This is a genomic window from Nocardiopsis sp. CA-288880, assembly GCF_050955985.1.
Classification (GTDB): domain Bacteria; phylum Actinomycetota; class Actinomycetes; order Streptosporangiales; family Streptosporangiaceae; genus Nocardiopsis; species Nocardiopsis tropica.
Genome location: NZ_CP192105.1, coordinates 3,821,415 through 3,842,777, shown reverse-complemented (window position 1 = coordinate 3,842,777; position 21,363 = coordinate 3,821,415). Strand labels below are relative to the sequence as shown.

Here is a 21,363-nt window from a genome sequence, read left to right as displayed (position 1 = left end):
CGGACGGCCGGGGACCGCGGTGCGGGCGGCGCGGCGCGCGAGCAGAGACCGTAGCGGCAGGAACACGTGACACGGATGTAACCGTCACCTGTAACGCTTCCGTGCACGCCTTCGGACCCGCCTCCGGTCCGCCGGGGGCGCCCACCCATCGACGACAGGGAGACACACTCTGATGACCGATACGATCCAGGCGATCCTGGACGCCGTCGTTTCCTTCGTGTGGGGACCGTTCTTCCTGATACCCCTGCTCCTGATCGTGGGCGTCTACCTCACCATCAGGCTGGGCGGGCTCCAGTTCCGCGTGCTCGGGCACGCGCTGTGGCTGGCTCTGATCCGCCGCACCGAGGGCGGCCAGGCCAAGGGCGACATCTCCCACTACCAGGCGCTCAGCACCGCCCTCGCGGCCACCGTCGGCGTCGGCAACATCGCGGGCGTGGCCCTGGCGATCGGCGTCGGAGGACCCGGAGCCCTCTTCTGGATGTGGGTCACCGGCGTCCTGGGCATGGCCACCAAGTACAGCGAGGCCCTGCTCGGCGTGAAGTACCGCCGCCCCGACTCCAAGGGCGAGATGAGCGGCGGCCCGATGTTCTACCTGCGCCACGGGTTCGCCGAGAAGTTCGGCCCCGGCAGCGGCGGGGCGAGACTCGGCCTGGTGCTCGGCACCCTGTTCGCGCTCTTCGGCGCCGTGGCCTCCTTCGGCATCGGCAACATGACGCAGGCCAACGCCGTCGCCGGCCAGCTCGACTCGACCTTCGGCGTGCCGACCTGGCTCTCCGGGATCGTCATGGTCCTGCTGGTCGCCGCGGTCATCCTCGGCGGCATCAAGAGCATCGGCCGCTTCGCCGCCGGCGTCGTGCCGTTCATGATCATCGCCTACGTCCTGGCCGCCCTCGTGGTCCTGGCCGTCTACGTCACCGAGATCCCGGCGGCCATCGCCCTGATCTTCACCGACGCCTTCACCGGCACCTCCGCGGTCGGAGGGTTCCTGGGCTCGGCGTTCATCCTCGCGATGCAGCAGGGCATGGCGCGCGGCATGTTCTCGAACGAGTCGGGCCTGGGCACCGGCGGCATCGCCGCCGCCGCGGCCAAGACCGCGCACCCGGTCCGCCAGGCGATGGTCTCCATGACCCAGACCTTCATCGACACCATCATCGTCGTGACGATGACGGGCCTGGTGATCATCGTCACCGGCGCCTGGCACGCCGAGGCGGACACGGGCGACGGCGCCCTGATGACCAACTGGGCCATGAGCGAGGCCCTGGGCTCCATCTCGCCGGGCCTGGCACCGGTCGGCGGCGCCATCGTGGCGATCAGCCTCATGTTCTTCGCCTTCACCACGCTGGTCGGCTGGTCCTACTACGGTGAGCGCTGCCTGGACTACCTGGTCGGCCGCAAGGCGGTCATCCCGTTCCGCATCGTGTTCGTCCTCGTCGTGTACGTCGGCGCCACGACCGACCTCAGCATCGCCTGGGCGTTCAGCGACGCGGCCAACGGCCTGATGGCGGTCCCCAACCTCATCGGCCTGCTGGTGCTCAGCGGGGTCATCGTCGCGGAGACCAAGAAGTACTTCTCGGACCCGGACTGGAAGAAACCCGACCTGGTGGACGCCCGTCAGCAGTGACGGGGGCGCCGGAGCGGATCCGGACGGGGTGAACGGGGGCGCGGTCGGTACCGCGCCCCCGTTCCGTGTTCCGGGAGCGCGGGGACACGGCTCCGCCGGGGAGGTGCCGTGCGGGACGGGGGCCGGCCCCCGTCCCGCACCGCGGCGGTCCGCATGGATGCCGTGAGGATTCACCACCGGTTCCGCATGGAAGCCGTTAGGAGCGGCATCAGCGCAGTTCCAGGGGTTTTGTATGGGTTTCAGGCCTTCGAGGCCCGTGCCCCGGACAGAGGGGCACATCCTTCACCCCAGGGAGTCGCACCGTGCTCGACGTCGTCTACGTGCTCATCGCGCTCGCCGCTTTCGCGCTGGTCGGCGTGATCGGCCGGGGGGTCGCGAAGCTGTGATCGCCTTCGACCTCCTCGCGGCCGCGCTCGCGGCGGCCGCGGTCGCCTACCTCGTGTACGCCCTCGTCGAACCGGAGCGGTTCTGATGGCCGTCCTCCTCGCGGTCCTCCCCGCCGCCGCCGTCGCGCTGGTCCTCGCCCTGCTGTACCGGCCCCTCGGCGAGTACATGGCGCGCGTCTTCACCTCCCCCCGCGACCTCGCGGTCGAGCGGGGCTTCTACCGGCTCATCGGAGTGGACCCCGCGTCCGGGCAGTCGTGGCAGGCGTACCTGCGCGGGGTGCTCGCCTTCTCCGCGGTCGGCCTGCTGTTCCTGTACCTGCTCCAGCGGCTCCAGGCGTTCCTGCCCCTCTCGCTCGGGCTGCCGCCCGTCTCCGAGGGGCTCGCGTTCAGCACCGCCGCGTCGTTCGTGACGAACACCAACTGGCAGTCGTACTCGCCGGAACTGACCATGGGCCACCTCGTGCAGTTCGGCGGGCTGGCCGTCCAGAACTTCGTCTCGGCCGCCGCGGGCCTCGCGGTCGCCGTCGCCCTGGTCCGCGGACTGGCGCACCGCCGGTCGGGCACGATCGGCAACTTCTGGGTCGACCTCACCCGCGCGACGCTGCGCATCCTCCTGCCGATCTCCCTGGTCGCGGCCGTGGTCCTGATCGCGGGCGGTGTCGTCCAGAACCTCGGCGGCCCCACCGAGGTCCGGACCCTCGTCGGCGCGACGCAGACGATCCCCGGCGGAACGGCGGCCTCCCAGGAGGCGGTCAAGCTCCTGGGCACGAACGGCGGCGGCTACTTCAACGCGAACTCCGCGCACCCGTTCGAGAACCCCTCGCCGTGGACCAACCTGTTCGAGATCGTCCTCATGCTGGCGATCCCGTTCTCGCTGCCGCGCACCTTCGGCCGGATGGTCGGAGACCACCGGCAGGGCTACGCCGTCCTCGCCGCCATGGCGGCGATCTTCGCGGTCTCCCTCACCGCCCTCACCGCCCTGGAGCTGAACGGCGCCGGAGCGGCGCCCGAGGCCGCCGGAGCGGCTCTGGAGGGCAAGGAGCAGCGGTTCGGCGTCATCGCCTCCGCCCTGTTCGGCTCGGCGAGCACCCTGACCTCGACCGGCGCGGTCAACTCGATGTTCGACTCCTACACCGCCCTCGGCGGCATGGTGCCGATGGTCAACATGATGCTCGGCGAGGTCGCGCCCGGCGGGGTCGGCTCCGGCCTCTACGGGATGCTGGTGCTCGCCCTCCTGGCCGTCTTCGTCGGGGGCCTCCTGGTCGGCCGCACCCCGGAGTACCTCGGCAAGAGGATCGGTCCGCGCGAGATCAAGCTCGCCAGCCTGTACATCCTCGTCTCCCCGACCCTGGTCCTCGCGGGTACGGCGCTCAGCTTCGCCGTGCCCGCCGTCCGCGCCGGCGTAGAGGCGACGTCGATCCTCAACCCCGGCCTCCACGGCCTGTCCGAGGTGCTGTACGCGTTCACGTCGGCGTCCAACAACAACGGCTCGGCCTTCGCCGGGCTGACCGCGGACACGCCCTGGTTCAACACCGCGCTGGGCATCGCCATGCTGCTGGGACGGTTCGTCCCGATCGTGTTCGTCCTCGCCCTGGCCGGAGCACTCGCCGCCCAGGACAGGGCGCCCGCGACCGGCGGCACCCTGCCCACACACAGACCGCAGTTCGTCGGCCTGCTGATCGGCGTCACCGTCGTGGTGACCGCCCTGACCTACTTCCCCGTGCTCGCGCTGGGCCCCCTGGCGGAAGGACTGTAACCGACCATGACCACGACATCCCGCACACCCGTCGCCGAGGCGCCGCCGAGCGCCGACCCCGCGACCGGGGCCCGCCGCAGGGCGTTCGGACCGGCCCAGGTCGCCGCCGCGCTCCCCGGGGCGCTGCGCAAGCTCGACCCGCGGATCATGTACCGCAACCCCGTCATGTTCGTCGTCGAGGTCGGGGCCGCGCTCACCACGGCCATGGCGGTCGCCGAACCCTTCCTCGGAGGCCCCGAGGCGTCCGGGGGCTCGCCGATCCCGGCGGGCTTCACCTGGGCGATCGCCGGCTGCCTCTGGCTGACCGTGGTCTTCGCCAACCTGGCCGAGTCCGTGGCCGAGGGCCGGGGCAGGGCCCAGGCCGACAGCCTGCGCAGGACCCGGACCAGTACCGCGGCGAACCTGGTGGTCGGCTACGACCCGGAGGCCGACCCCTCCGCGGAGGACACCGGGACACGCCCCGTCTCCTCGGCCGACCTCGCTCCCGGGGACGTCGTGGCCGTCTCGGCGGGAGAACCGGTCCCCGGCGACGGCGACATCGTCTGGGGCATCGCCTCGGTGGACGAGTCGGCGATCACCGGGGAGTCCGCGCCCGTGGTGCGCGAGTCCGGCGGCGACCGCAGCGCCGTCACCGGCGGCACCCGCGTGCTCTCGGACCGGATCGTCGTCCGCATCACGTCCAGGCCGGGGGAGACCTTCGTCGACAGGATGATCGCCCTGGTCGAGGGCGCCGAGCGGCAGAAGACCCCCAACGAGATCGCGCTCAACATCCTGTTGGCGAGCCTGTCGGTCGTCTTCGTGGTCGTCGCCCTCACCCTGCACCCGATCGCCTCCTACGCCGGGGCGCCGGTCAGCGTCCCCGTCCTGGTCGCGCTGCTCGTGTGCCTGATCCCCACCACCATCGGCGCCCTGCTGTCCGCCATCGGCATCGCCGGCATGGACCGCCTCGTGCAGCACAACGTGCTGGCCATGTCCGGCCGCGCCGTCGAGGCCGCCGGCGACGTGACCACCCTGCTGCTGGACAAGACCGGCACCATCACCCACGGCAACCGGCGGGCCAGCGAGTTCGTGCCCCTGGAGGGCGTGCGGAAGCCGGACCTGGTCCGCTCCGCGGCGCTGGCCTCCCTGGCCGACCCCACCCCCGAGGGCACCTCCGTGGTGGAACTCGCCCGCGCCGAAGGGGTGGTGGTGGACGCCGCGTCACCCGGCGAGGTCGTCCCCTTCACCGCCCAGACCCGGATGAGCGGCGTCGACCTGCCCGACGGCACCCGGATCCGCAAGGGCGCGGGCTCGGCGGTGCTCGCCTGGGTCCGGGAGACGGGCCCCGTGGGCCCCGTCGTCCGCACGGAGCTGGAGGACCGGGTCGGACGGATCTCCGACAGCGGGGGCACACCGCTGGTCGTGGCGGTGCGCAGGCCCTCGGGACACACCGCCGTGCTGGGCGTGATCCACCTCAAGGACGTGGTCAAGGAGGGCATCGCCGAACGCTTCGCGCAACTCCGCGAGATGGGCATCCGCACCGTGATGGTCACCGGGGACAACCCCCTGACGGCGAAGGCGATCGCCGCCGAGGCCGGGGTGGACGACTTCCTCGCCGAGGCCACCCCGGAGCAGAAACTCGCCCTCATCCGCAGGGAGCAGCAGGGGGGCAGGCTCGTCGCGATGACCGGGGACGGCACCAACGACGCCCCCGCGCTGGCCCAGGCCGACGTCGGCGTGGCGATGAACACCGGCACCTCGGCGGCCAAGGAGGCCGGGAACATGGTGGACCTGGACTCGGACCCCACCAAGCTCATCGACGTGGTCCGCATCGGCAAGCAGCTGCTCATCACCCGGGGGGCGCTGACCACGTTCTCCGTCGCCAACGACATCGCCAAGTACTTCGCGGTCATCCCGGCCATGTTCGCCGGGGTCTTCCCCGGTCTGGGCGCGCTGAACGTCATGGGCCTGGCCTCCCCCGCGTCCGCGATCATGTCGGCGATCGTCTTCAACGCCGTGATCATCGTGGTCCTCATCCCGCTCGCGCTGCGCGGTGTCCGGTACCGGCCCCTGCGCGCGCCGCAGATCCTCAGCCGCAACCTGCTCGTCTACGGCCTCGGCGGAGTGGTGGCCCCCTTCGCCGGCATCAAACTCATCGACCTCGCCGTCAGCCTTCTTCCCGGTTTCTGACGGCCCCGAAGGGAGACACCCACCATGGGTTCCACACGCGTCCTGCTCCGCCACCACGGAACCGCCCTCCGGGCGTTCCTGATCCTCACCGTCGCCCTGGGCCTGGTCTATCCGCTGGCCGTGACCGGCGTCGGCCGGGTGCTCCTGCCGGAACGCGCCGACGGCTCGCTCGTCAGGGCGCAGGACGGCACGGTCGTCGGCTCGTCCCTGATCGGGCAGTCCTTCACCGGCGCCGACGGAGCACCGCTCCCCGAGTGGTTCCAGTCCCGGCCCTCCGCCGCCGGCGACGGACACGACGCCGGGGCCTCCGGCGGGAGCAACCTCGGCCCGGAGAACCCCGACCTCGTGGACACCGTCGAGGAACGGCGGGCGGCGGTCGCGGAGTTCGAGGGGGTCGACCCCGAGAGCGTCCCCGCGGACGCCCTGACCGCCTCGGGTTCCGGCCTGGACCCGCACATCAGCCCCGCGTACGCGCTGCTCCAGGCGCCGCGCGTCGCGGAGGCGCGGGGGGTGCCGGCAGCGGACGTCCGGGACCTGGTCCGGCGTAGTATCGAGCCCCGGGACCTGGGGTTCCTGGGCGAGGAGAGGGTCAACGTCCTGAGGCTGAACCTCGCCGTCGACGGGTGGGGGGCGCAAGGCAGATGAGGAGAGGCCGGCTGAGGGTCTTCCTGGGCGCCGCTCCCGGGGTCGGCAAGACCTACACCATGCTCGAGGAGGGGCGGCGCCTGCGCGAGGAGGGCGGGGACGTCGTGGTCGCCGTCGTCGAGACGCACGGCCGCTGCGGCACGGCGGCGATGGCCGAGGGCGTCGAGGCGGTGCCCCGGACGACGGTGTCCCACCGGGGCGTCGGCCTGGCCGAGATGGACCTGGACGCCGTCCTGGCGCGCCGTCCGGGGACGGCGCTGGTCGACGAGTACGCGCACACCAACGCCCCGGGGGCGCGCCACGAGAAGCGCTGGGAGGACGTGTCGGCGCTGCTGGCGGCCGGGATCGACGTCATCACGACCGTCAACATCCAGCACATCGAGTCCCTCAACGACGTCGTCCAGCGGATCACCGGCGTCCCGCAGCGCGAGACCGTCCCGGACCAGGTGCTGCGTGCCGCCGACCAGATCGAACTGGTCGACCTGGCGCCGCAGGCCCTCCGGGACCGCCTGGCGGCGGGGAACGTCTACCCCGCCGAGCGGATCGACGCCGCCCTGTCCAACTACTTCCGCCTGGGCAACCTCACCGCGCTGCGCGAGCTCGCGCTGCTGTGGCTGGCGGACGAGGTGGACAGCGCGCTGAAGGACTACCGGGCCGAGCACCGCATCGACAGCACGTGGGAGGCCCGGGAGCGCGTCGTCGTCGCCCTGACCGGCGGGCCCGAGGGGGAGACCCTGCTCCGCAGGGGCGCGCGCATCGCCGCGCGCTCCTCCGGGGGCGAGCTCCTGGCCGTGCACGTCAGCAGCCAGGAGGGGCTGCGCGAGGGCCGTCCCGGGGCGCTCGCCGCGCAGCGGGCCCTGACCGAGAAACTCGGGGGCACCTTCCACCAGGTGGTCGGCGACGGCATCCCCGAGTCCCTCGTCGGGTTCGCCCGCGCGGTGAACGCCACCCAGCTGGTCATCGGCATCAGCCGCCGGGGGCGCCTCGCCACCGCCCTGACCGGACCCGGCATCGGCGCCACCGTCATCCGCGAGTCCGGCGGCATCGACGTCCACATCGTCAACCACGCGGCGGCGGGGGGACGCTTCGCGCTCCCCCGCCCGGGCGGGGCGCTGACCGCCAGGCGCCGCCTCCTGGGCTTCGCCCTCTCGGTGCTCGGCGGCCCCGTCCTGACCTGGCTGCTCGCCGGCCAGCGCAGCGCCGAGTCCATCGTCGTCGAGGTCCTGGCCTACCAGCTGCTGGTCATCGTCGTCGCGCTCGTCGGGGGCATCTGGCCCGCGCTGTACACCGCCGTCCTGTCGGCGGTCACCCTGGACTACTTCTTCATCGAACCGGTGCGGACCATCACGGTCGACGAGCCGGTCCACCTGCTCGCCCTGGTCCTCTACGTCGTCAACGCCTCCCTCGTCAGCTACATCGTCGACCAGGCGGCGCGCCGGTCGCGCTCCGCCCTCCGGGCCGGGGCGGAGTCCGAACTCCTCGCCACGGTCGCGGGCAGCGTCCTGCGGGGGCAGGACGCCCTCCAGGCGCTGGTGGACCGCACCCGGGAGGCGTTCGGGCTGGACGCCGTGCGACTGCGCTCGGGGGAGGACGTCCTGTGCGCGTCCGGGCAGCCCCGGGGAGGGGAGGAGCCCGCCCTCGTGCGGGTCGGCGACCGCGCCTCCCTCGAACTCCACGGCGCCGGGCCGGGCGCCTCCGAGAGGCGGCTCCTCGGCGTGATCGCCGCGCAGATCGACGCGGCCCTCGAACACCAGGACCTCAGCGACACGGCCAGCGAGGTCGGCCCGCTCGCCGAGAACGACCAGGTGCGCAGCGCCCTGCTGTCGGCGGTCAGCCACGACCTGCGCAGGCCGCTGACGGCGGCGACCACCGCGGTCAGCAGCCTGCGCTCGTCCGAGGTCAGCTGGTCCCCCGCGGACCGCGACGAACTGCTCGCCACGGCGGAGGAGAGCCTGACCACGCTGACCGGCCTGGTGACCGACCTCCTCGACGTCAGCCGCATCCAGGCCGGAGCCCTCGTGGTCTCGCTCGCCGCCACCGACGTCGACGAGGTGATCCTGCCGTCCCTGGACGAGCTGGACCTCGGTCCCGCCGACGTCGACCTGGACCTGGACCCCGACCTGCCGTGCGTGCGCGCGGACGCGGGCCTGCTGCAGCGGGCCATCGTCAACATCCTCGCCAACGCCGTCCGGTTCTCGCCGGGCGACCGCAGCGCGCGCGTGGCCACGAGCGTGTTCGGGGACACCGTGCAGATCCGCGTCATCGACCACGGGGGCGGCGTCCCGCCCGACCGGCGGGAGCAGCTGTTCGTGCCGTTCCAGCGCCTGGGCGACACCGACAACACCACCGGGCTCGGCCTGGGGCTCAGCCTCTCCAAGGGCTTCGTGGAGGGGATGGGGGGCGGGCTCTCCGCCGAGGACACCCCCGGCGGAGGACTGACGATGGTCATCTCCCTGCCCGTCGCGGACGGACAGGCTTCTGGAAGGACGGACCGGTGAAGATCCTCGTCGCCGACGACGACCCGCAGATCCTCCGGGCGCTGCGGGTCACCCTGCGCGCACGCGGCTACGACATCGTCGTCGCCACGAACGGCGCCGACGCCCTCCGGGCCGCCGTCGACCAGCGCCCGGACCTGTACCTGATCGACCTGGGCATGCCCCGCCTGGACGGCGTCGGGGTCATCGAGGGCATCCGGGGGTGGACGAGCGCGCCCATCCTCGTCGTCTCCGGGCGCACCGACTCCGTGGACAAGGTCCGGGCCCTGGACTCCGGTGCGGACGACTACATCACCAAGCCCTTCGCCATCGACGAGCTGCTGGCGCGCGTCCGCGCCCTGACCCGCCGGGGCGTCGGCGGCGACTCGGACCCGGTCGTGCGGGTGGGGGACCTGACCGTCGACCTCTCCGCCAAGACGGTGACCCGGCCCGGCCCCTCCGGCGGGGAGCTCGTCCGGCTGACGCCCACCGAGTGGCGCCTCCTGGAGATCCTCGTCCGCCACTCGGGCAAGCTCGTGACGCGGCAGACGCTCCTCTCCGACATATGGGGGTCCGACCACGTCCACGACACCGGCTACCTGCGCCTGTACGTCTCCCAGATCCGCAAGAAGATCGAACCGGAGCCGAAGTCACCGCGCTTCCTGATCACCGAGCCCGGCATGGGGTACCGGTTCCTGCAGGGCGGCTCCGACGGCGGGGAGGCGTGAACCCGGGCCCCGGGCGAAGACCGGGACCGCCGCGGCGTCGGGGCCGGATCGGCGTGCGCGCCGGACGACGGCTGCGGGACCTCTCGCAGCGGATCAGCCCGCCGCAGCTCACCGTGCTGACGTTCGCGCTCCTCGTGCTCTGCGGGGCGGGTCTGCTGGCGCTCCCCGCCGCCACGGAGAGCGGGGAGCGGACGCCGTTCGCCGCCGCCCTGTTCACCTCCACCTCCGCGGCCAGCGTGACCGGCCTCGCGGTGGTCGACACGGGGGGCCACTGGTCCCTCCTGGGCGAGACCGTGATCCTGGCGCTCATCCAGGTGGGCGGCTTCGGCATCATGGCCCTGGCGACCGTGCTCACCCTCGTGGTGGGCCGCCACCTGGGCCTGCGCATGGCCGTGCGCACCGGCTCGGAGACCAAGACCCTCACCCTGGGGGAGGTGCGCCGGATCGCCATCGGCATCCTCACGGTGACCCTCGTCTTCGAGGCGGCCGTCATGGCGGTCCTCACGCTGCGCTGGTGGATCGGGTACGACCTCCCCCTCGGCTCCGCGGCCTACCTGGGCCTCTTCCACGCGGTCTCGTCCTTCAACAACGCCGGCTTCTCGCCCTTCGCCGACAGCCTCATGGGGTACGCCACCGACCCGTGGATCACGGTGCCCGTCGCCGTGGGGGTCGTCGCGGGAGGCCTGGGGTTCCCGGTGTGGGTGGAACTGTGGCGGTTCGCGCGGCGCAGGGGTGAGCGGCACACCTGGACGATCCACGCCAGGATCACCCTGTCCGTCACGGGGTGCCTGCTGGCGGTCGGCTTCGCGGCCTTCCTGGCCCTGGAGTGGGACAACCCGGCCACGATGGGCGGGCTGGACCTGCGCGGCAAGCTCCTCACCGGGTTCTTCCAGGCGGTCATGCCGCGCACGGCCGGTTTCAACAGCCTGGACTTCGGTGCGATGAACACCCAGACGCTGCTGGTCACCGACCTCCTGATGTTCGTCGGCGGCGGCAGCGCGGGCACCGCCGGCGGCATCAAGGTGACGACGTTCGCGGTCCTGCTGTTCGTGGTCCTGGCCAACGTGCGCGGAGAGCCCACCGTCCACGTCGGCCACCGCCGCCTGGGCGAGGGCGTCGCCTCCCAGGCGGTCACCGTGGTGCTGCTGTCCCTGTCCCTGGTCCTCGCCGGCACGCTCGCGCTGATGACGATGACCACCTTCACCCTGGACGAGATCCTGTTCGAGACGACGTCGGCCTTCGCCACGGTCGGCCTGTCGACCGGCATCACCGCGGACCTCCCGGTCCCGGGGCAGATGGTGCTCGTCTTCCTGATGTTCGTCGGCAGGATCGGCCCGATCGCCCTGGCGTCGGCCCTGGCGCTGCGGCGCCGGGCGCGCGCCTACGAGCTGCCCGAGGAGCGTCCCATCGTGGGCTGAGCGACCTCCGCGCCCCCACGGGCGGGCGCCGTGGTGGCTCCGGGCCCGGCGGGTCCCCCTCCCGGAGCCTCCGCCCCCACGGGCGCGGCGGCCCCGCGCCGGCGGACCGCGGGGCCCTGGCGGGGGCGGGACGGGCGCCTTGGCCCCGACCGGGAGGACCGGGGTCGCCGCGGCGGTGCGGCGGACCCCGCCCCGGCCGCACCGGCGGCCCCTCTCCGCGCGGGGAGGGGCCGCCGGCCCCGCGCCCCGGACCCTCAGGTTCCGCGGGCTGTCGGGTCCAGGACCTCGTCGGCCGCGCGGTACCCGCTCCTGACGGCGCCGTCGAGGGTGCCGTTGCACGGGAACACCGCGGTCTCCGTCGCGGCCCAGTGGAGCGGCCCCACAGGGACGCGCAGGAGGGGGCCGAACTCGGTCAGGAACCCCGGAGGCATCGGGGACTGGTAGGCGCGGCTGTAGGGGTCGGCGTCCGGCAGGGGCTGGTGGAGGGAGACCGGCTTCGCCGCCAAGGGGCCGAGCACACCGCTCAGGTTGTCCAGCAGCAGGGCCCGGTGGCGTTCCGGGTCGTCGGCGACGCTCTGGTCGGCGCCCAGGGGATCGGCTTCGCCGAACGTGTAGGTGTGGGCCACCAGGCGTCCCTGGGAGGCCCCGGGCGGGCTGTCGTCGACGGTCCACGCGGGGACGCCGTCGTCGAAGTGCATCTCCCCGGACAGGCCGAACCCGCGCCAGAAGGGCCGCCAGTAGACGATCTCGGTGCGGATGACCTCGGCCTGCGGCCACTGCCGCTGGAGTCGGCGGCGGCTCGCCGGGAGCGGGGGCGCCACCTCCAGGCGGTCGGCGTCGGAGGGCGGGCACGCGACGACCACGCGGTCGGCCGACAGCGACCCCCAGTCGCCCGAGAGCCGCACCCTCCCGTCGCCGTGCTCGATGCGGGAGACGTGGTGGCCGGGCCGGACGGCGTCATCCGCCCGCGCGGCCAGCCTGCGCACCAGGAGGTCGGCGTCCAGGCGCAGGGGCCGTTCGCCCCTGTCCGGTTTCGGCCCCAGGTGGGCGAGCAGCCACAGCATGCTCATGCGGTCGGCGGGCAGGGCCGCGGCCAGGGTCAGCTGCTCCTCGACCAGTTCGAGCAGGTCCGGGTCGGAGGTGTGCGAGCGCAGCCATCCCCGGACGGTCAGGGCGTCCAGGTGCTCGGCGTCGGCCGAGCGCCAGGGCTCGGCGAAGTCGATCCCCTCGGCGAGCCGGGCGACGCGCCCCAGGATCCACTCGTTGCGGAGCAGGGTCCACCAGGAGGCGCCCAGGGGCATGTGCTCGTCGCTGGCCTCGGTCCCGCCGTCCTCGTCGATGCGCAGGTCGCTCAGCCCGGGGTCGTCGGGCAGCTCGTCGACCGGGACGTCCAGGGCCGCCGCCAGCTCCAGCAGGTCCCGGTCCGACCGCCGCGCGTACATGCTCGCCGGGGGCAGGCCGTCCGGCGGAGGGGACGCCGCGGCCGCGCGCCCTCCCGGCGCGGTCCGGCCCTCCAGGACCACCACCGAGCGGACGCCGCCCGCCCTCAGCCGCCACGCCGCGGCCAGTCCCGACAGCCCGGCTCCCACGATGACGACATCGCTGTGCTCCACGGCCCACTCTCTCCTCGTCTCCCGAGTCCCTGTAATGTCTCAACGGTCCCAGGTGCGGTGGAGTGCCGGGCGGCGGCCCAGGGCGGGCCGCCGGCGCCGTACGCGACCGGCCCCGTGCGCCGCCGGGAGGGCGGACGCACGGGACCGGCGCAGGGAGAGCGGGAGCCCGGGGGCTCAGGAGGTCAGGACCTTGACGAGCCGGTCCACCTCCTCCTCGGTGTTGTACAGGTGGAAGGACACCCTGAGCCGTCCGGCACGGGTGGACGCGGCGATCCCGGCCTCGGCGACCTTCCGGGACAGGTCCTCGGACACGGCGAGGGACACGATCGCCGACCCGGCCGGCGGGAGGTCCAGTGCCGTGAGCAGCCGGTCGCCGAGTCCGGCGTCGTGTTCGCGGATCGTCTCGAGGCCCACCTCCCCGACCAGCTCCAGGGCGGGCGCCAGCCCGACCCACGAGAACCACACGGGGGCCAGGTCCAGGCGCCGCGCCCCGTCGGCGAGCTCCAAGGGGCCTCCGTAGAGGGAGTTCCACGGGTCGGCGGCGGCGTACCAGTTCGCGGCCAGGGGGCCGAGATCGGCCAGCGCCTCCGCGGTCGCGGTGAGGAAGGCCGAGCCGCGCGGTCCCAGCAGCCACTTGTAGGTGCTGCACACGGTGTAGTCGACCCGCTCCAGGGGGAGGGGCAGCCAACCCGCCTGGGTGGTGTCCAGCATCAGCCGCGCCCCGTGGTGGGCGCAGGCCTCCAGAAGGTCCTCCACCGGGGCGAGGGCGCCGTCGGAGGACTGCACCGCCGAGACGGCGACCAGGGCGGTGCCCGGGCCGACCTCGTCGGCCAGCCGGTCCAGGGGCACCTCGCGCACCCGGACGCCGTGCGGCTCCCGGGCGAGGAAGGGGTGGACGACGGAGCTGAACTCGCGGGCGGCGGTCAGGACCTCGGAACCGGGCGGCAGGCTCGCGGCGATCGTCCCGACGAACTGGGAGGCGTGGGAGCCGATGGCCACCCGTTCGACGGGAACGCCCGTGAGGCGGGCATAGGCGCCGCGGGCCGCGGCGATGCCGGGGTCCGCCTCCGCGGGGGAGAACCGTCCGGCGCCCACCGCGCGCAGGTGCCGCTCCAGTTCGAGGAGGGCCGTGCGGGGGGTCAGCCCGTGGGTGGCGGTGTTGAGGTAGGTCGTCTCGGGGGAGAACTGGCTCTGCGCGGAGCGGAGGCGGTCGCGGCCGGTGTTGTGCATGGTCCGATGCTCGCCGTTCGCGGGGCGGCGCTCAAGGTCCAATCCGGGCCGGAGCGGACTCCGCCGCGGCCGGGGCCCGCCGGTGCCGGGCGGCCCGGGGCGGAGGCGTGCGGGTCAGTTGCGGAACTTGGCCTTGGCCTCGGTGGACCCGGCCATGAGCTTGTTGAGCAGGCGGACCAGCTCGGTGCGCTCCTCGGGTTCGAGGGCGGCGGCCCAGGCGGTCTCGCGCCTGTTGTGCGCGCGGAAGCCGCCGAGGATCGCCCCGTACCCGGCCTCGGTGAGGGTGAGCTGGAGGGCGCGCCGGTCGTGGGTGGCGCGTTCGCGGACGATCAGCCCGTCGCGTTCGAGGGTGTTGAGGAGCGCGGACAGGGCCGCCCGGCTCATGCCGGAGATCTCGGCGGTGGTCTTGGCCTCCATGGGACCGGCCAGCCACAGCGCGAAGATCACCCGGAACCCCGGCCAGGTGAGACCGCGCGGGCGGTGGACGGAGGACTCCAGGTCGTAGACGACCATGCTCGTGGCCCGGTTGAGGGTCAGGACCATGCGCATGGCGTCGGCGTTGACGGAGGGCAGTTCCTGTTCGGCCTTCCGCACCGCGTAGTCGACGAACGACCAGAAGGTGAGATCGCTTGGGGGGGCGGTGTCGTGGGTCACGGCGCCCAGCCTAACCCCTGGTGCGGCGCGTCCGCGGGCCGGGGAACGCACGCTCCGGCCCCGTGTCGCGGCGGGCCGGAGCGGCGCGCGGGTACGCCGGCGCCCCGGCGGGAGCCCGGGGCGGGACCGGGGCCGCGATGCTCCGTCGGCCGGGTGCGCGGTGCTCGTGGGGCGGGCGGGACAGGCGAACGGGCTGGTCGGAGTGGTTCTCCGGGTAGCCTTGATATGTGACCTGTATCACTCCACTGGTGGCTCCGCGTCTCTTGGTCCTGTGGCGTGGGGCACGTTATGGTCATGATCGTCAAACCTTTGATCAATTGGGTGGCCGCGGCCATCCTGAGCGAGTGAAGGGTCCTCAGACCATGGCAGCCAAGCCGTTCGCCTCCTCCGCCGACACCGAGGCCAAGCCGCAGACACTGGAGGTCCTGGCCGACGGGGTCTACGCGCTGACCGCGGAGGGCGACCCCAACGTCGGCGCCGTCGAGGGCGAGGACTTCGTCGTCGCCTTCGAGGCCCTCGCCACCCCCGCCGCCGCGCGCGACTGGCTGGAGGTCCTGCGCGAGCAGACCGACAAGCCGGTCCGCTACCTGGTGCTCTCCCACTACCACGCGGTGCGCGTCCTCGGGGCCAGCGCCTTCGACGCCGAGATCATCCTCACCCACGAGAAGACCCACGAACTCATCCGCGAGCGGGGCGAGGAGGACTGGGCCAGCGAGTTCGGCCGCATGCCCCGCCTGGCCAAGGACGCCGACTCCGTCCCCGGCCTCACCTGGCCCACGCAGACCTTCGCCGACCGCACCACCATCGACCTGGGCGGCGACCGCGGAGAACTCGTCCTGCAGTACTTCGGACGGGGCCACACCGAGGGCGACATCGTCGCCTGGCTGCCCCGGCAGAAGATCCTCTTCGCCGGCGACCTCGTCGAGGCCCAGGCCGCCCTCTACACCGGCGACGCCTTCCACAAGGACTGGGCGGGGGAGACCCTGGACCGGGTCAAGGCGCTCGGCGCCGAGATGCTCGTCGGCGGGCGCGGCGCCGTCAGCCGGGGCCGCGACGAGGTCGACGCCGCCATCGAGCAGACCCGCAACTTCCTCGACGTCATGATCCGCGAGGTCGGGGCCGTCCACGAGCGCGGAGGCACCCTCAAGGAGGCCTTCACCGCCACGCACGCGGCGCTCGAGGGCGACTACGGCCACTGGCCCATCTTCGAGCACTGCCTGCCCTTCGACGTCTCGCGCCTGTGGGACGAGTTCCGCGGTATCGAGCGGCCCGTCATCTGGACGGCCGAGCGCGACCGCGAGGTGTGGGCCCAGCTCCAGGGCTGACCGGCCGGACCCGTCCGGCACGGGGCCGGCGCCGACCGCCTCCCGTCCATTCCACTCCGCGCCCCCGCCGGGCGCCCAGACCGAACGGAGCCCGACATGCGACCCCCCGCTCCACGCACCCCCGCCGACCCCGGCGCCGACCCCGTCCTGGTGCTCGGAGCGGGCCCGGTCGGCCAGACGGCCGCCCTGCTGCTCGCCCGGCGCGGCGTCCCCGTCCAGCTCCTGGACGGACGTCCCGAGCGGGACGCCGTGGGCTCCAAGGCCATCTGCCAGCAGCGCGACGTCCTGGACGTCTGGGACTGGCTGGGCGCGGGCGGCCTCGTGGAGGAGGGCGTCACCTGGGACACGGCCCGCACCTTCTACCGCGAGCACGAGCTGTTCAGCGTCCACCTCGCCGATCCGGGGGCCTCGCCCCTGCCCCCGTTCGTCAACATCTCCCAGTCCCGCACCGAGGAGGTCCTGGACGAGCGCCTGACCGCGGCGGGGGTGCGGACCCGGTGGAACCACCGGGTCACCGGCATCGCCCAGGACGCGCGCGGCGTCACCGTCGAGTGCGACACCCCCGGGGGGCCCGTCCTGCTGCGCGGCTCCCACGCGCTGTCCTGCCTGGGCGCCCACGGCGGCGTGGTCCGCGACGCGCTCGGGCTGTCCTTCGACGGGACCACCTTCGAGGACCGCTTCCTCATCTGCGACATCCGCGCCGACCTCCCCGGGTGGGAGCGCGAGCGCCGCTTCTACTTCGACCCCGCCTGGAACCCGGGCCGACAGGTCCTCATCCATCCCTGCCCGGACTCGGTGTACCGCATCGACTGGCAGGTCCCGGCCGACTTCGACCTGGAGGCGGAGGAGTCGGACGGGCGCCTGGACGCGCGCATCCGCCAGATCGTCGGGGACACGCCCTACGAGATCGTCTGGCACTCGGTGTACCGGTTCCACACCCGCGTCGTCGAGCGCATGCGCGAGGGGCGCGTCCTGCTCCTCGGCGACAACGCCCACCTCGTCGCGCCCTTCGGCGCCCGCGGGCTCAACTCCGGGGTCCAGGACGCCGAGAACGCCGCCTGGAAGCTCGCCTACGTCCTCGCCGGATGGGCGGGGGAGGACCTCCTGGAGAGCTACCACGCCGAACGCCACGCCGCGGCGCGGGAGAACGCCGAGGTCACCGGTGCGACCATGCGCTTCCTCGTCCCCCACGGGGACGAGGAGCACAGCACCCGCGTCGGCGTGCTCGAACGGGCCCTCACCGACGACTCCGCCCGGGCCCTGGTCGACTCCGGCCGCCTCGCCGAACCCTTCTGGTACACGGAGTCGTCCCTGACCACCCCCTGCCCCGAACGCCCCTTCGGCGGACGCCCGCCGAGGGGGGCGACCCCCTCCCCGTGCCCCGGTGTGATCCTCCCCGACGCCCCGGTCACCCTTCCCGGCGCGGCGGAGCGGATCCGGCCGCTGCTGCGCGAGGGGCTGACCCTCCTCCTGGGCGCCGCCCCCGCCGGCCTCGACCCGGCCTCCTTCCTGGACGGCGCGCGCAGCGCCGCGCAGGAGGCGACCCGGGCCCCCGTCACCGCCCTCTACCTCGACGGGATCGACACCACGGGCGCGCTCGCCGCCGCGCTGGCGCCCGAACCCGGACAGGTGTGGCTGGTGCGCCCCGACGCCCATGTCGCCGCCGTCGTCCCCGGAGCGGACCACGGCGCCGTCCGCGCCGCCGTCCGCACCTGCCTCGGCCTCGCCGCCGCGGAGGCCCCCGCGTCCCCCGCGCCGACCGCCCGCCCCGAGCGGTCGGCCCCGACCGCCTGACCCTCCGCCGGCCCCGGTTCCGTGCCCGTCCCAGGGGCGGGCCGTGCCGCCGTCCGCACCGGACCAGGAACCCGAACCACGACCGCCCCGCACGGGTACGACCACGGTCGGCCCGGACCCGCCCACGGTGAGGAGAGAACCGCCATGGCCCACTACCGCCGGATCGGCGAGGTGCCCCGCACCCGCCACACCCAGCACCGCAACCCCGAAGGCGGGCTGTACTACGAGGAGCTGATGGGGGAGGAGGGGTTCTCCTCCGACTCCTCGCTCCTCTACCACCGCGCCATCCCCTCGGCCATCGTCGCCGCGGCCGAATGGGAGGTGCCCGCCCAGACCCGCACCCGCAACGCGCCGATGGTCCCGCGCCACCTCCGTCTCCACGACCTGTTCACCGGCGAGGACTGGAAGGCCGCCGACGTCGTCGAGTCGCGCCGCCTCGTCCTGGGCAACGACGACGTGCGCATCTCCTACGTGGTCGCGGGCGCCCCCTCCGAGCTGTACCGCAACGGCATCGGCGACGAGTGCGTGTACGTGGAGTCCGGCAGCGCCCGGGTGGAGACCGTGTTCGGCCTCCTGGAGGTCGGCCAGGGCGACTACGTCATCCTGCCGCGCGCCACCACCCACCGCTGGGTGCCCACCGGCGAGGAGCCGCTCCGCGCGTACGTGGTGGAGGCCAACAGCCACATCGCCCCGCCCAAGCGCTACCTGTCCAGGTACGGCCAGCTCCTGGAGCACTCCCCCTACTGCGAACGCGACCTGCGCGGCCCCTCCGAGCCGCTGCTGGCCGAGGGCGAGGACGTCGACGTGCTCATCAAGCACCGGGGCAACGGCCCCGGCGGGATCTCCGGCACCCGCTACACCTACCCCCGGCACCCGTTCGACGTCGTCGGCTGGGACGGCTGCCTGTACCCCTACGCCTTCAACATCGCCGACTTCCAGCCCATCACCGGCCGCGTCCACCAGCCGCCGCCCGTCCACCAGGTGTTCGAGGGCCACAACTTCGTCATCTGCAACTTCGTCCCCCGCAAGGTGGACTACCACCCCGGCGCCATCCCGGTGCCCTACTACCACTCGAACGTGGACTCCGACGAGGTCATGTTCTACTGCGGCGGCGACTACGAGGCCCGCAAGGGCTCCGGCATCGGCCAGGGCTCCGTCTCCCTGCACCCCGGCGGCCACTCCCACGGACCGCAGCCCGGCGCCTACGAGCGCAGCATCGGCGCCGAGTCCTTCGACGAACTCGCCGTCATGGTGGACACCTTCCGACCGCTCGACCTCGGAGAGGGCGGCGTCGCGAGCGACGACGGCGGATACGCGTGGACCTGGGCCGGAGGAAGGGGGGACCGGTCGTGAGCGGCGCCCTCTACCGGAAGCTGTTCGACGACGCGGCCCTGTTCCCGCCGGGCAACGCGCCGATGGGCGAGGCGCTGCCCGCCCACCGGGCCCACCTGGCGGGCCCCCGGGCCGGGTACGTGGGCCCCTTCCTGGTCGCCGACGCGCGCGTGGCCGAACTGCGCGCCGTCCTGGGCAGGGAGCCGCAGGACGACGGCCGCGCCCCCCTCGCGGTGGCCGTCACCGTCCCCGGCGGCGCGGGCGGGGTGGGGGCGGCCGTCGACGCGGTCCTCGCCGACCCGGCCCTGCGCCTGGCCGGCGTCGAGGTCGCCGCGGCGCCCGGCGACGCCCGGGAGGCGGCCGGGGCGCTGGACTCCCACCTGCCGGGGGGCGCCGAGGGCTTCGTGGAGGTCTCCCGCGGGGCAGGCGTGCGCGAGGACCTGGAGGCGCTGGCCGGCAGCGGCCACAGCGCCAAGTTCCGCACCGGCGGACTCACCCCGGAGGCCCACCCCGGCGAGGACGAGCTCGCGGAGCTCCTGCACGCGGCCGTCGCACTGGGCCTGCCGTTCAAGTGCACCGCCGGGCTCCACCACGCGGTCCGCCACACGACCCGGGAGGGGTTCGAGCAGCACGGGTTCCTCAACGTGCTCCTCGCGACCGGCGCCCTCCTCGACGGCGGCGGTTCCGGCGACGCCGCCCGGATCCTGGCCGAACGGGACGGCTCGACCGTGGCCGGCCTCGCCGCCGGGCTCACCGACGGCGGGGCGGAGGAGGTGCGGGGACGCTTCCGGTCCTTCGGCACGTGCAGCGTCACCGACCCGCTGGAGGACCTGGTCGTCCTCGGAGCCCTGCCCGCCCCCCGGTCCCGGCGGGCCCTGCACCACTGACCGGCTCCGGGGCGGCTCCCCGGCCGGGCCGCCCCGGACCCCGGACCACCGAACTCCCACTCCCAGAAAGCACCTCTCATGCCCGACAGCTGGCTCGACCTCGACCCGGACGCGCAGTTCGGCCCGGCCACTCTGCCCTACGGGGTGTTCAGCACCGCCTCCGACCCCGGGCCGCGCGTGGGCGTGGCCATCGGGGAACACGTCCTGGACCTCGGCGGCGCGGCCCGCGCACTGGGCGCCCCGTTCGCGGACACCGTCGCCGGGCCCGGCCTGGACGCCCTGCTGGCGGCCGGACGCCCCGTGTGGGACCAGGTGCGGACCGCCCTCACCCGGTGGCTGACCGACCCCGTCCACGCCGACGCCGTCCGCCCGCACCTGGTGGACCGGTCGTCCGTGCGCCTGCACCTGCCGTTCACCGTGGCCGACTACGTGGACTTCTACGCCTCGGAGCACCACGCCACCAACGTCGGCCGGATCTTCCGTCCAGACCAGGAGCCCCTCACCCCGAACTGGAAGCACCTCCCGATCGGCTACCACGGCCGCTCGGGGACCATCGTGGTGTCGGGCACCGACATCGTGCGCCCCACCGGCCAGCGCAAGCCGCCGACCGAGCCCGCACCGGTGTTCGGGCCGTCCGCGCGCCTGGACATCGAGGCCGAGGTCGGGTTCGTGGTGGGCACGCCCAGCCCGATGGGCGAGAGCGTGCCGGTGGACTCCTTCGCCGACCACGTGTTCGGGGTCTTCCTGCTCAACGACTGGTCCTCCCGGGACCTCCAGGCCTGGGAGTACGTGCCGCTGGGCCCGTTCCTGGGCAAGTCGTTCGCCACCTCAGTCTCCCCGTGGGTGGTGCCCGTCGCCGCCCTGGAGGCAGCCCGGGTCGAGCAGCCCGCCCAGGACCCCGAGCCGCTGCCCTATCTGCGGGGCACACGGCCCTGGGGTCTGGACCTGCGCCTGGAGGTACGGCTCAACGGTCACGTGGTGTCGAACCCGCCCTTCGACCAGATGTACTGGACCGCCGCGCAGCAGCTCGCCCACATGACCGTCAACGGGGCCTCCCTGCGCACCGGGGACGTCTTCGCCTCCGGGACCGTCAGCGGCCCGGAGCCGGACCAGCGCGGCTCCCTCCTGGAGCTGACCTGGAGCGGCAGGGAGCCGCTGCGCCTGCCCGACGGCACCGAGCGCGCCTTCCTGGAGGACGGCGACGAGGTGGTCATCACCGCGACCGCGCCGGGGCCGGGCGGGACGGTGGTGCACTTCGGCGAGGTGGCGGGCCGGATCCTCCCCGCCAGGTAGGCGGGGGCCGCGGCCGCGCCGACCGGGGGGTCGGCGCG

16 protein-coding genes are annotated in these 21,363 nt (G+C 73.7%); 13 read left to right on the top strand and 3 right to left on the bottom strand.

The features are described from left to right. The first annotated feature begins 172 nt into the window (after positions 1-172). The 8 genes from ACQPYD_RS16855 to ACQPYD_RS16820 all read left to right on the top strand — a co-directional run bounded on the left by ACQPYD_RS16855 (position 173) and on the right by ACQPYD_RS16820 (position 11,197). Positions 173-1,621, top strand: a complete 1,449-nt coding sequence (locus ACQPYD_RS16855; RefSeq protein WP_433696553.1) for an alanine/glycine:cation symporter family protein — start codon at positions 173-175, stop codon at positions 1,619-1,621. Positions 1,622-2,003: 382 nt separating this feature from the next. After that, positions 2,004-2,093, top strand: coding sequence for a potassium-transporting ATPase subunit F (locus ACQPYD_RS16850; protein WP_433696552.1), 90 nt, complete (start codon positions 2,004-2,006; stop codon positions 2,091-2,093). Continuing rightward, entirely contained in the window at positions 2,093-3,763 is a 1,671-nt protein-coding gene (gene kdpA / locus ACQPYD_RS16845) for a potassium-transporting ATPase subunit KdpA (RefSeq protein WP_433696551.1), read from the top strand. The genes ACQPYD_RS16850 and kdpA overlap by 1 nt, the downstream gene beginning before the upstream one ends. Positions 3,764-3,769: 6 nt before the next feature. Further along, a complete protein-coding gene (gene kdpB / locus ACQPYD_RS16840) occupies positions 3,770-5,932 on the top strand; it encodes a potassium-transporting ATPase subunit KdpB (RefSeq protein WP_433696550.1) in 2,163 nt (720 codons plus the stop codon). 24 nt (positions 5,933-5,956) lie between these two features. Then, a complete protein-coding gene (gene kdpC, locus ACQPYD_RS16835) occupies positions 5,957-6,577 on the top strand; it encodes a potassium-transporting ATPase subunit KdpC (protein WP_433696549.1) in 621 nt (206 codons plus the stop codon). After that, on the top strand, positions 6,574-9,075 hold the full coding sequence (locus ACQPYD_RS16830; RefSeq protein ID WP_433696548.1) for an ATP-binding protein: 2,502 nt from the start codon (positions 6,574-6,576) through the stop codon (positions 9,073-9,075). Before kdpC ends, ACQPYD_RS16830 begins: the two co-directional genes overlap by 4 nt. Beyond that, positions 9,072-9,779, top strand: coding sequence for a response regulator transcription factor (locus tag ACQPYD_RS16825; RefSeq protein WP_433696547.1), 708 nt, complete (start codon positions 9,072-9,074; stop codon positions 9,777-9,779). The genes ACQPYD_RS16830 and ACQPYD_RS16825 overlap by 4 nt, the downstream gene beginning before the upstream one ends. 53 nt (positions 9,780-9,832) lie before the next feature. Further along, positions 9,833-11,197: a TrkH family potassium uptake protein gene (locus tag ACQPYD_RS16820; RefSeq protein WP_433696546.1), complete on the top strand. Its 1,365-nt coding sequence runs from the start codon at positions 9,833-9,835 to the stop codon at positions 11,195-11,197. A gap of 254 nt (positions 11,198-11,451) precedes the next feature. On the opposite strand, the gene ACQPYD_RS16815 is transcribed toward ACQPYD_RS16820, so the two are convergent. The 3 genes from ACQPYD_RS16815 to ACQPYD_RS16805 all read right to left on the bottom strand — a co-directional run bounded on the left by ACQPYD_RS16815 (position 11,452) and on the right by ACQPYD_RS16805 (position 14,694). Continuing rightward, positions 11,452-12,810, bottom strand: coding sequence for a flavin monoamine oxidase family protein (locus ACQPYD_RS16815; RefSeq protein WP_433696545.1), 1,359 nt, complete (start codon positions 12,808-12,810; stop codon positions 11,452-11,454). A 174-nt stretch (positions 12,811-12,984) separates the two neighbouring features. After that, positions 12,985-14,040, bottom strand: a complete 1,056-nt coding sequence (locus tag ACQPYD_RS16810) for an aminotransferase class V-fold PLP-dependent enzyme (RefSeq protein ID WP_433696544.1) — start codon at positions 14,038-14,040, stop codon at positions 12,985-12,987. A gap of 114 nt (positions 14,041-14,154) precedes the next feature. After that, entirely contained in the window at positions 14,155-14,694 is a 540-nt protein-coding gene (locus ACQPYD_RS16805) for a MarR family winged helix-turn-helix transcriptional regulator (protein WP_267944570.1), read from the bottom strand. Between the two features lie 362 nt (positions 14,695-15,056). On the opposite strand from ACQPYD_RS16805, the gene ACQPYD_RS16800 reads away from it, so the two are divergent. From ACQPYD_RS16800 to fahA, 5 genes are all read left to right on the top strand, one after another. Further along, entirely contained in the window at positions 15,057-16,019 is a 963-nt protein-coding gene (locus ACQPYD_RS16800; RefSeq protein ID WP_433696543.1) for an MBL fold metallo-hydrolase, read from the top strand. Between the two features lie 96 nt (positions 16,020-16,115). Next, positions 16,116-17,813 carry an FAD-dependent monooxygenase gene (locus ACQPYD_RS16795; RefSeq protein ID WP_433696542.1) on the top strand — a complete coding sequence of 566 codons (1,698 nt, stop codon included), beginning with the start codon at positions 16,116-16,118 and terminating at the stop codon, positions 17,811-17,813. Between the two features lie 144 nt (positions 17,814-17,957). Beyond that, a complete protein-coding gene (locus ACQPYD_RS16790) occupies positions 17,958-19,166 on the top strand; it encodes a homogentisate 1,2-dioxygenase (protein ID WP_433696541.1) in 1,209 nt (402 codons plus the stop codon). After that, positions 19,163-20,032, top strand: coding sequence for a hypothetical protein (locus ACQPYD_RS16785; protein WP_433696540.1), 870 nt, complete (start codon positions 19,163-19,165; stop codon positions 20,030-20,032). The genes ACQPYD_RS16790 and ACQPYD_RS16785 overlap by 4 nt, the downstream gene beginning before the upstream one ends. 78 nt (positions 20,033-20,110) lie before the next feature. Next, positions 20,111-21,325, top strand: a complete 1,215-nt coding sequence (gene fahA, locus ACQPYD_RS16780) for a fumarylacetoacetase (protein ID WP_433696539.1) — start codon at positions 20,111-20,113, stop codon at positions 21,323-21,325. The last annotated feature ends 38 nt before the right edge of the window (positions 21,326-21,363 follow it).